The 9,489-nt window shown below is 42.0% G+C and carries 14 protein-coding genes; 10 read left to right on the forward strand and 4 right to left on the reverse strand.

Annotation, left to right across the window (positions count from 1 at the left end; genetic code table 11):
* The first annotated feature begins 138 nt into the window (after window positions 1–138).
* The 10 genes from MTF70_RS11885 to MTF70_RS11930 all read left to right on the forward strand — a co-directional run bounded on the left by MTF70_RS11885 (window position 139) and on the right by MTF70_RS11930 (window position 7,316).
* The gene (locus tag MTF70_RS11885) at window positions 139–1,410 is read left to right on the forward strand and encodes a hypothetical protein (RefSeq protein WP_029856740.1); all 1,272 of its coding nucleotides are present in this window, start codon (window positions 139–141) and stop codon (window positions 1,408–1,410) included.
* Entirely contained in the window at window positions 1,407–1,988 is a 582-nt protein-coding gene (locus tag MTF70_RS11890; protein WP_005495342.1) for a hypothetical protein, read from the forward strand. Before MTF70_RS11885 ends, MTF70_RS11890 begins: the two co-directional genes overlap by 4 nt.
* Window positions 1,985–2,305 carry a hypothetical protein gene (locus MTF70_RS11895; protein ID WP_054702390.1) on the forward strand — a complete coding sequence of 107 codons (321 nt, stop codon included), beginning with the start codon at window positions 1,985–1,987 and terminating at the stop codon, window positions 2,303–2,305. Before MTF70_RS11890 ends, MTF70_RS11895 begins: the two co-directional genes overlap by 4 nt.
* Window positions 2,295–2,738: a hypothetical protein gene (locus tag MTF70_RS11900; protein ID WP_149191841.1), complete on the forward strand. Its 444-nt coding sequence runs from the start codon at window positions 2,295–2,297 to the stop codon at window positions 2,736–2,738. Before MTF70_RS11895 ends, MTF70_RS11900 begins: the two co-directional genes overlap by 11 nt.
* 154 nt (window positions 2,739–2,892) lie before the next feature.
* Window positions 2,893–3,255: a hypothetical protein gene (locus MTF70_RS11905; RefSeq protein ID WP_054702385.1), complete on the forward strand. Its 363-nt coding sequence runs from the start codon at window positions 2,893–2,895 to the stop codon at window positions 3,253–3,255.
* 2 nt (window positions 3,256–3,257) lie between these two features.
* Window positions 3,258–3,560, forward strand: a complete 303-nt coding sequence (locus tag MTF70_RS11910; protein WP_054702381.1) for a hypothetical protein — start codon at window positions 3,258–3,260, stop codon at window positions 3,558–3,560.
* Entirely contained in the window at window positions 3,557–4,375 is an 819-nt protein-coding gene (locus MTF70_RS11915) for a hypothetical protein (protein WP_149191840.1), read from the forward strand. The genes MTF70_RS11910 and MTF70_RS11915 overlap by 4 nt, the downstream gene beginning before the upstream one ends.
* 11 nt (window positions 4,376–4,386) lie before the next feature.
* Entirely contained in the window at window positions 4,387–5,865 is a 1,479-nt protein-coding gene (locus MTF70_RS11920) for an Ig-like domain-containing protein (RefSeq protein ID WP_149191839.1), read from the forward strand.
* On the forward strand, window positions 5,865–6,266 hold the full coding sequence (locus MTF70_RS11925; RefSeq protein ID WP_005495325.1) for a hypothetical protein: 402 nt from the start codon (window positions 5,865–5,867) through the stop codon (window positions 6,264–6,266). The genes MTF70_RS11920 and MTF70_RS11925 overlap by 1 nt, the downstream gene beginning before the upstream one ends.
* Before the next feature lie 3 nt (window positions 6,267–6,269).
* Window positions 6,270–7,316 carry a hypothetical protein gene (locus MTF70_RS11930; protein ID WP_054702365.1) on the forward strand — a complete coding sequence of 349 codons (1,047 nt, stop codon included), beginning with the start codon at window positions 6,270–6,272 and terminating at the stop codon, window positions 7,314–7,316.
* A gap of 28 nt (window positions 7,317–7,344) precedes the next feature.
* Here the strand turns inward: MTF70_RS11930 and MTF70_RS11935 are convergent, their stop codons facing one another.
* The 4 genes from MTF70_RS11935 to MTF70_RS11950 form a co-directional block, all read right to left on the reverse strand.
* Window positions 7,345–7,914 carry a hypothetical protein gene (locus MTF70_RS11935; RefSeq protein WP_054702362.1) on the reverse strand — a complete coding sequence of 190 codons (570 nt, stop codon included), beginning with the start codon at window positions 7,912–7,914 and terminating at the stop codon, window positions 7,345–7,347.
* A gap of 322 nt (window positions 7,915–8,236) precedes the next feature.
* Window positions 8,237–8,647 carry a GNAT family N-acetyltransferase gene (locus MTF70_RS11940; RefSeq protein WP_054729525.1) on the reverse strand — a complete coding sequence of 137 codons (411 nt, stop codon included), beginning with the start codon at window positions 8,645–8,647 and terminating at the stop codon, window positions 8,237–8,239.
* Between the two features lie 26 nt (window positions 8,648–8,673).
* Window positions 8,674–8,952, reverse strand: a complete 279-nt coding sequence (locus MTF70_RS11945; RefSeq protein ID WP_054702359.1) for a hypothetical protein — start codon at window positions 8,950–8,952, stop codon at window positions 8,674–8,676.
* A 172-nt stretch (window positions 8,953–9,124) separates the two neighbouring features.
* Window positions 9,125–9,421, reverse strand: a complete 297-nt coding sequence (locus tag MTF70_RS11950) for a YkgJ family cysteine cluster protein (RefSeq protein ID WP_080524864.1) — start codon at window positions 9,419–9,421, stop codon at window positions 9,125–9,127.
* Between the last annotated feature and the right edge of the window lie 68 nt (window positions 9,422–9,489).

Raw genomic sequence — 9,489 nt, forward strand, 5'->3', positions numbered from 1 at the left:
TTGCTAAGTTCCGAGTCGCTGGTGATGGGTTTGCCGCTGACACTATCGAGAATAGTCCCGATATCGACGGCGGCGATCTTATTGGCCTGATTTTGCGAAAAGCTTATCGACAGTTAAAACAACAGGAGGAGATGGCTAATGTCGGCTAGTTCAGAATTTATCCTCGCTCCTAGGCTCGATGAACGCAAAATGAAAGAAGAGTCGAAGAAAATGGAAGTGCAGCTTCGACGCGCTTCAAAACAGGCAGCAGATGACTTTGAGTTTTGGTTCGGTAAAGGCTTCGAGAAGGGAGCTGAAAAGGGCAGTCAAAAAGTAAAATCTAAACTTGGTAAGTTACAAGGCTTCATGATCCTTACTGGGGCCAATCTTGCCAGTGAAGCGATTGCAACGGCGGCTGGTGTGGCAAAGGATATTGCCACTAAAGCTTTTCAAGGTGCAGAGGAATACGCCCAAATAGCCAGAGAGCGCTTAAATGAAATGTCGGACATTAGCGATACGGCTGATGCTTTAGGCATCAACAGAGGGCGTTACGCTGCTCTTAGTGCGGTTGGTATATCTGCTCGTCTAGATCAATCTGACATTCGAGGTATTTTGTCTGGTTTTGTCGGTGCCCTAGAACGCCCAGAAATGGCATCGTACAAAGAGGCAGCAAACCAAAACGGTATTGAGAATGCGTTTCTGGATTTTGTCGGAACAATGGCAAAGCTTAAACCGGAAGTTGCAGCCCAATACATGAATGATGTTTTCGGTGATGAAGATGCATTGCTGGCCTCAAGATTCATGAAACCTTTCAAAGCATTACTCGCTGAAAATAAAGACCTCACTTTTCAGAACATCATGGACACAATGCTTGGCTCAAAAGTAAGGACAGAGGAACTAGACAAAGCGCTAAATCGCTCTGACAAATCATCAAGCATTTTGGCAATCGGTGACGCCAAGGCTTTTGAAAAGAAAATCATAGACGGTGTGACGCAAGGCCAAGCCCAAGCGGTGGTTTCTTCCGAGGCTTCCGAGGCTAAACGCATTCAAGCAAACTTGGATGTTTTGGATCTCAAAGTAAAAGGCAAGATCATTGCCGACGAAGCAGAAATAGCCGCTGTTAAAGTAGAAAACTCTTTTGTCAAAAGCACCATATCTTACGCTAGCGAGTTAGCCAAGCGAGGCAGCGATCTAATCAAAGCTGGACAGCAGCCAATCAATAGCATGGAAACTTGGGAGGCGTTTTTCGACAAACTCATTCAGTTTGGTACCTATACGCCAATTGAGGCTGCAACAGGTAAAACCCCAATGCAAATGTTTGGTGATTACGTTGAAAAACGTGGGGGCGAGATTAACCAAATGATGGTTGATATTGCTGAGAAAGAGTCACGTAACAACAAAACCAGAACAGACGTAGGACCGTTGAAATGATTTCAGAGAAAGCACCTCCGCTGTTCCTCATTTATCTCGATGATACGTTGTCGAGCGAAGAGCAAAAGGAACTACTTGAACTAGACGCCAAGGCTGATTTAACGAAAGACGATCAGGCGCGCATTAAGGTTCTGACCGAAGAATATCAAGACTTGCGAAAAACTACGCCAATTCCCATTCCAATAATTGGAGATTTAATCGGCATGATACCGGACGGATACAAACAGTCCGTCGTTAAAAGTATCGACGTTGCTGGTGGTACGCCAGTGTTAAAGGGGAACATCAACACTTCGACTATAACGCTCCGAAGCAGTAGTAGTGACTTTATAAACGCCATGATTGGTTTAGCTAGTTGGCTTTTCCAAAAGCAAGATTCGTTACCGCGAGTTTCCTTTTTCAGTCCAGAAATGGTGATTATTGGTGGCACGCTATTAAACATGACGTTGGCGACCAAATCGGATACGACAGAAAAAGTCTTAACTTTCGAAATGCAAAAAGGTGACACATCAATTATTGGTAGTTCGTCATCGCAAAACCAAGTAACCAATATTCCCAAAACAGTTGAGGTTTTAACATGAGCAAAAATCTCGTCCTAATGGGGATTGCAGTTGATGATTTCACTTGGTACGAAGTGGGAAAGGTAGAGTCATTTATTGCTCGAAGTCTTCCTCAAATCGTTAACGAGCTGGCGGTCGACGGTGAGCCACTAACGGTCGTCACGGTAAACCAAACAGAGGTGATAGGATACGAAGAAATGCAAGTTGCCTTGATATTCGAAAACCTGTTTTTGCCTGTTTATGAAAATGGCGATTTCTACATCAAACCTAATGGTAAATATGCCACCAGAAAACGCGGTGACGGGTACGCGCTGCTAGGGATTAGAAATGAGAGTTAGAGCTACGCTAAACAGTGATTATCTTCTCTCGATGGAATATTGGGAGAGAAACCACTTTTACGCTTCCTCTTTGCCTGAACTCGTATCCACAACGCTAGGCTACACTTTCGCCAAATATGACGAAGTGCCCAAACAGATGATTCAAGGCGCAGAGTTTCTAGAAGAGCTCCAACCAAGGTCGAGGGCAATTAGCTGCGCAACAGATTTCCTCGAAGAGCTTGGTTTTACACTAGATGTTAACGCTGGTGATTTCGTGAAAACGGAAAACATCTTAGAAAGAGCAAATCGAACAATTGTCACTGACTCTTATCGTTTTGTCTGCAACCACATTCCCCAACTCAACTATCCATACAACGGCACACGCATCGTTGCCATTGACGGCGACTACGATTTAGCTACCCAAACTTTCAAGGGGTCGCTTTCGTTTCAATAGCCTCAAATGAGCTTAAAACCGGAAGTGATACCACAATCGTGGGTACTGGTCGCTGCAGGTGAATACATCTGATACCAGAAGTGCCATCTCAAGAGAGCCAGGATTATCCATTCTGATACCAGAACATTACATAGGTCGCTTTTGGAGTCATGACATGAATTTGCTCAAAGCAAAGATATCAAATGAACGATTAGAAGTAGAAGTTAATGGTGAAACCTACCAGCCAAACGATGTAATCAACGTATCCGCAGGGAAAGCTGACAGTGAAGGCTTTCTCATCATGGGCGAAGAGTTCTCAATCTATATCACAAATACTCAGGTAGACGCTCAGACAATCATAGACAAGGCGATTGGCATTGCTGAACAGGCTATATCAATTGCAGGTCAGAACGTTGTGGTGTCCGTTACAGGCGGCTCTGGTTCACCAGCAGTTGGAGAGGTAAGAGTGCTTGATGAAGGTGCCAAGAGCCAACTTGAACAACTTAAATCAGATCTCGAAGATTTAAAACTGAGGTAATTATGGCATCGCTAAGTGGGTATTTAGGGAAAGGGAGAAACGTTGCTCGCTTCGAGAATAACTTTCAAACCAATCAAGGCAGTTTGTACTACGCGGCTAGTATTGGTTTTGATTTTGATTACTGGTACATGCCAGAGGTTAACTTTAACGCAGCAGCTTTTAACACATGGATTATTAACGAATCAGTGAAACGTTCGATTATGGTTCTTAACAGTAAAGTCGAGGTAGAAGGCTTTACGTTGAAAATGAGTTACACGTTAGCTGGCACCGCAGAAACTCAATATGTTACAGGTTCATACACATGATATGGGATTCATCTACGGGTCTAACTCCTGATGACTTTGACACGATAATTGAAGCGTACTTTGAGGCGTTTAAAGAGTCAGATGATAAATTCTCTGGCTTGGCGTTTAACACCTTTGTCGCTAGTGACGAATACAAAGTGTTTTACGCTAGTGCGCAAATCGATATGACCATCGAGAATATAATCGCCTCTCTTTTCGTGAAAATGTCCGAGTTTATCCAAAACTCAAACTTAAAAATAAACAATCCAACAACAACCCCAAATGCACTCATTGCCGGGCTCGAAGACAACTTTGGGTATAAGTCTTCCATTATGAAAATGACGGAAGAGAACTCAGGGAAAATGCACGTTGCAATTGATTACATTCCATCGGCTGACATCAACTACCAAATCGCATCCTATATGGAAAAAACGGCTGTGGTTGCGAGTACCTACATGGTCGGTGATATTGAGCAAGACATTGTTCTAACTAAAGGGGGCGTTGAGACTTACCGGTGGACCGCAAAAGAAGAGCAACCGATTTTATGGAAACTCACTCTTACTAAATCCAGAAACACAAATGCAGTGGTCGATAACCAAGATGACATTGTGAGTAAGTTTCTTGCAAACTTCGATGCGTTTTTTTGGATCGGAATGGATATCGAACCAGAAAAGTATTTTGAAATTAACCGTGATGCTTTGTATGCGTCAAACATCAAAGCCGAGTATTCGTTAGATGATGGAACCAGTTGGTCGGAAAGCATTTATAAAACACCCTATAACGTAAAATTCATTCCGGACTTGTCAGTAGAGAATGTGATTATTACCGATGCTTAACTGGAGGGTAAATGACGCAGTTATTTCGAAACGATAAAGCGTGCGAGTTTTTCTACAATATAACCCTCACAGCTAAGCAGCGAGTGACCATTGATGAGTTAGTTCAGATGAACTCAGAAATGGTTGGTTCAAAACCATTTGGTTACTTGCTTTACGATAACAACACATTTCCGGTGCTTACCGGGCTTAACCGCGATTTCTTTGCCGAAAACTACATGGCCATTTTGCAGGCAATGCAAACGGCTGGCACTTACGACTCATATACATTGGTCATTGAGCAAGTTGTCGGTAATGGAGTAGGGATACAGTATTCATCACCAAGGCCAAGACACTTAGTTATCAATATCTACAATGTCGAGTCGTACCAATCGAGACTGATCACTCCATCGAATCTATGGCTGGTTACGCCTTCTAATTTTGGATTGCTGGTACCGCAACCGGTATCAGAGTTTAAGTTGGCCCAACTTACCAAAATATTAGAAGTTCTCGCTAACCCATCTGGTACCTACTTAGAAATCACGTTTATTGAACCTATATTACCAAGCACAGTGACAATATCTGGCGTTCCAGCTTCGGTATTTCGAGGTGATACTGGTACGTTGTCAGCGACAGTTACTTATAGCGACGGTAACTCATCAACTACAGCGGAAGATTCTGGAATAGTTGCATGGTCATCCAGCGATGAGTCAATACTCACAATCGATAGCTCAGGAAATTTTACTGCCTTAGACGCTGGCTCCGTAACGGTAACGGCTTTAGCTACATCCACCGATCCTGCTTATGGCAATAATATAAGTGGTGATGCAACGTTTGACATTTCACCAGTCGTACCTTCATCAATCGTCGTGTCTTCATTTCCAGATACGGTTTTTGCCGGCGATACTGGGACACTTACCGCGACAGTAACGTATGTGGACGAGCACGTCATAAGTACGTCAGATAACCCTAGCGTTGTGCAGTGGACGTCAAGTAATGAGTCAATGTTAACGATTGATTCTAATGGCGCCTATACAGCTATAGCTGGTGGTGACGTTACAGTTACTGCCTTAGCTGTATCGGAAGATGAAACTTACGACGACAGCGTTTTTCAAACCATCACAAAAACTATCACTGCGGTTGTTCCTACCGCTGTTTCTATTACAACGCCAGTTCCCGAGCTTGCAGTTGGCGACACTGGCAGAATTGCAGCTAGTGTGACGTACAACAACGGGATTGCAGTCAGTTCTACAGATAACCCATCGGTTGTGAATTGGAGCTCAAGTGATAGTACGAAAGCGTCCATAGATGCCAACGGATATTACTCGGCCTTGGCGAAATCTGATGAAGTGACATTCACTGCTACATCATCCGAGAACGCCACTTTAAGCAATGGCGCAACTTTCAAAATTACCGATTTTGACTACGCAAAAACAAAACTGGTAACACCATCAAACCTATGGTTAATCACCCCAGCTAATGAGGGCATTGCCGTACCACTGGAGACTAAATAATGAGCGACGTTGAGAAGTTACAATCAGAATTAGAAGCTATGGCAAAGCGAGTTGTAATGCTTGAGCAATTTATAAATTCAGCAACAAGAAGTGAGCCGGCAGGAACAACGACGGTAGGTTCGCTAACTAATATTTCAGACACTCAGCTTGCAGATAACCCACTGTTTTATGTTGAGCATGCTGATGGCGGATTGAATGTTTATTTGAGTCAGATTGTGGCTCAAGCACAAAAAGATATAGATGCTGGATCTATTACCTCTGGTACGTTAAACACTGGTCGATTGCCAGTTATTCCAATAGCGAAAGTACCAGCAGCAAACAACTCTTCAGCGGCGGGATCTGGCTTCGGTGGTTTTCGTTATACCGTTTCTGGAAGCATGTTAAACCTGTATACGAGTTAATTTATGGCTATCTATTTTAATGGTGTAGAAATTGGAACGTTAAAGTTAAATGACGTTAATATTGATGAAGTTTACCTTGATGGTGAAAAGGTCGCGCGCAAACCGATGATAACCACTCAACCAGTGGGTGGCACAATTACGGACTCTCAAAACTTAACGCTGTCCGTTGTCGCTGATGGTCTAGGATCCACGTTGTCTTATCAGTGGTACAACGGAAGCACTCCAATCTCCGGCGCCACTGGATCTAGCTACGTGTTTACTCCGTCATCAACTGGCAACCATACGTTCTTTTGTCGTGTATTTGGCTTTGGTGGATATACGGATACAAGCACGGTTACGATTGTTGTTGAATCGTCTATTGTAGCTCCGACTATTACTACCGATCCTGTTGGTGGAACCATTACTCAATTTGAAAACTACACAGCATCAATTGTTGTCGATTGGGGTGGGGAAATTGGCACGATAGTTTGGTTTTTGGATGATACTGCTCAAGCAAGCAGTAACTCAGCTAGCTTTACCTTTGTTTTACCTAGTGTCGGGACTCATACAATTAGAGCTGAGGCAACGAACTCAAAAGGCACTGATGTTTCATCAAATGCAACATTAACAGTTAATGAAGGTGTATCTATCCTAACCCCAGAAGAATACATTGAAGTGGGAACTTTAGCAGGGGACATAACCCATAGAGGATATGACAATTCCGACTTCGGTTCTTTAACATTTAAAATGAATGCAGTTGATGGTCAAGATGGAGACACATGTTCATTAGCTCAGCTTGATGCTGCTGATGCAAGTTCAACGCAAACATTCAAAGAAGATTATATTAATTTCGTTTTACTTGCTGATTTGGATGTTTATACCCATGTATCAATAACTTTAGATGGAGTTACAGCGGATCTTGATTTCGTTGGCGAACCGACATTCGTATTTGCTAATTATCAATACAAATTCTCGAGACATACAACTGACGATCCAGAAGCAACAAAGCTCTTTGACAAGCTTTGGGGTGGGGTTGATGCTGAAATGGCAGTTAAGGTAATAATGAGTTGATAAAAAAGGCCGCTAAATGCGGCCTTTTTTAAAATGCGTACCCAATACTTATATTTGCTTTCGTTTCTCTATTGCCAAAATAATCAGAATCTGTAATTCCAAATCCATAGGCTACTCTTTTACTGAAAAACATCATATCAAGACCGTAAGACATACTGTAGTCGTGTTCTGATTTGTATTTCATTGCAGGGTAAGCCATGCCAGTATTAGGAATGTGAGTCACGCCTTTGTATTTGCTTTTATATCGGTTGAACGTAAGGCCAAGCTTTGGGATCAAGTAAAAGTTATCAGTCACTCCATACGTGGTACCAAACATTACATTCTTATAGTCGTATTTAGTATTCTCCACTCCAATGTCAGTATTTCTTCCGTTGATATCAAATGATTGACTATCAAAAGAAAGCGCGTATCCAAAACCGTCCTCTTTTAATCCAGTAGCGAAACTAAAACCAAACAGGTCGTTATTCTTTCCCATCATCGTAGTATCTGCATATCTCAATGACACAACCAAATTTGATTCGTCGACAGATTTCTCATTCTGACTGACGCCAGCACTTGCAAAGAATGGTATAAGTAAAGTGAATAAGAGTCTTTTCATAACTTTTCCGCTATCAATAGATTAAAGGTTTACTTTGTGTTCGAGTAACGTAATAAGTCATTACCGAGATGTAGAGTTATAGCACTGTCAGTAGTTATCTTTTTGAGCTTCTCAGTCACATTTTTAAGCGCATAAGCAAAGTTGGGGAGGGAAATAAATTTGCTAGAAGAAGGAGAGGTGTGGCCGTAAAAGTTTCTTACTGTTCAACTCAGGATGCAGGCGTGAAGATACTTTTCGGCTCTTGAGGGAGCAATACGAGCTCAGTAACATTTAAGCAGAACCATGTAGTAGCTGTATTGATTAACATGAGTCTGCTACATGGTTAATTATTTAGAGAGATAGACATTTTGAAGTATGAAGTACCAGACTTCTGAAACTCCTTACCTTCAATGTTTAGGCCCAGTTTTTTATAGAAAGAAGCTGCTGAGGTTCGTGCGTCGCACCAAAGGTAACTGACGTTTTTAAGCTTTAGATCATTAATTATGCGTGCAATGACTTTTGACCCAATTCCTTGTTTTTGGTATTTAGGTAAAGTTGCAAACTTTCTGAGCCTTGCTTCGTGTTTATCAATGTAAACAGAGGCCACACAAACCAGCTTTTCGTCCACAAACGCACCATAATGAATAGCGGAATCGTCACTCCCAACTTCACAGAATGAAAGAGGCTTGTCGGGCCATAACACTTGATGCCTTATCGGTAAAACTTCAGGTGCGGTGATTTTTTGTATGTTCATATTTTAAAAGTACTTCGAATTCTTTGTTAGGCGATATTTTCAAACCTTGTCGTTCGTAGCACATCCCAATATTTCTGTTGTATTGAGGTAGTTGCTTGTTTTAGATGCTCGATATTAAAGCCGACAACGAGTTTTATGACAATACTGCTATTATCCATCAAAGCATACTCTACAATTTCAAGTTGATTGATGTCCTCAGTCATAGCAGTGACATACATTTCGTAATCTTCTGGTTCTGGCAGCAACAGACAATCTCTGTTCATATCACCCTCAGTGATTTTTCGTAAACCTAATCTATATTTCATAAGTGTTCCTTAATCATATCGAAATGTCAGTTTCCCCCAGTGATTTGTTCAGGTGTGAGTATCACAGTACCGAAGGTTACGCTACCCTAAAACTTAACATTACTCATAGTAAAATGTCTCGTGTTATTCTTAAGCGTATTGTTATAGTTAACAATGCATGCGGCGGTCTACTTTAAGTCGACTTAAGACGTTCATCTAGGCACTCGTTAGAGCCCATTTCAAACTCGCGGCATATCCATGGTCGATGCGCATAAATTGTGCACATCAGGGTTTCTCTATCTAAAGCTGCGCACCAGCCATCACCTAATCGCATCATTGTTTCACCGCCATATTGGTCACGCACAATGAATTTTTCAGGTACGCCAGTATCTGAGATAATCATAACCTCGAGGCGGCAACAACAAGCCTTACAGTTGGAGCAAGATACATTTGAGAGAAGGGAAGAGGAAGTGCTAGTTGGTATAATCATGAATAACTACAATTTGGTGAATTGTGCATGATACCGTAAATTTAACATGAACTATGTTTATTTTCGAA

Origin of the sequence: Vibrio sp. 2CM40D (assembly GCF_023161825.1) — a bacterium.
Classification (GTDB): Bacteria; Pseudomonadota; Gammaproteobacteria; order Enterobacterales; family Vibrionaceae; genus Vibrio; species Vibrio alginolyticus.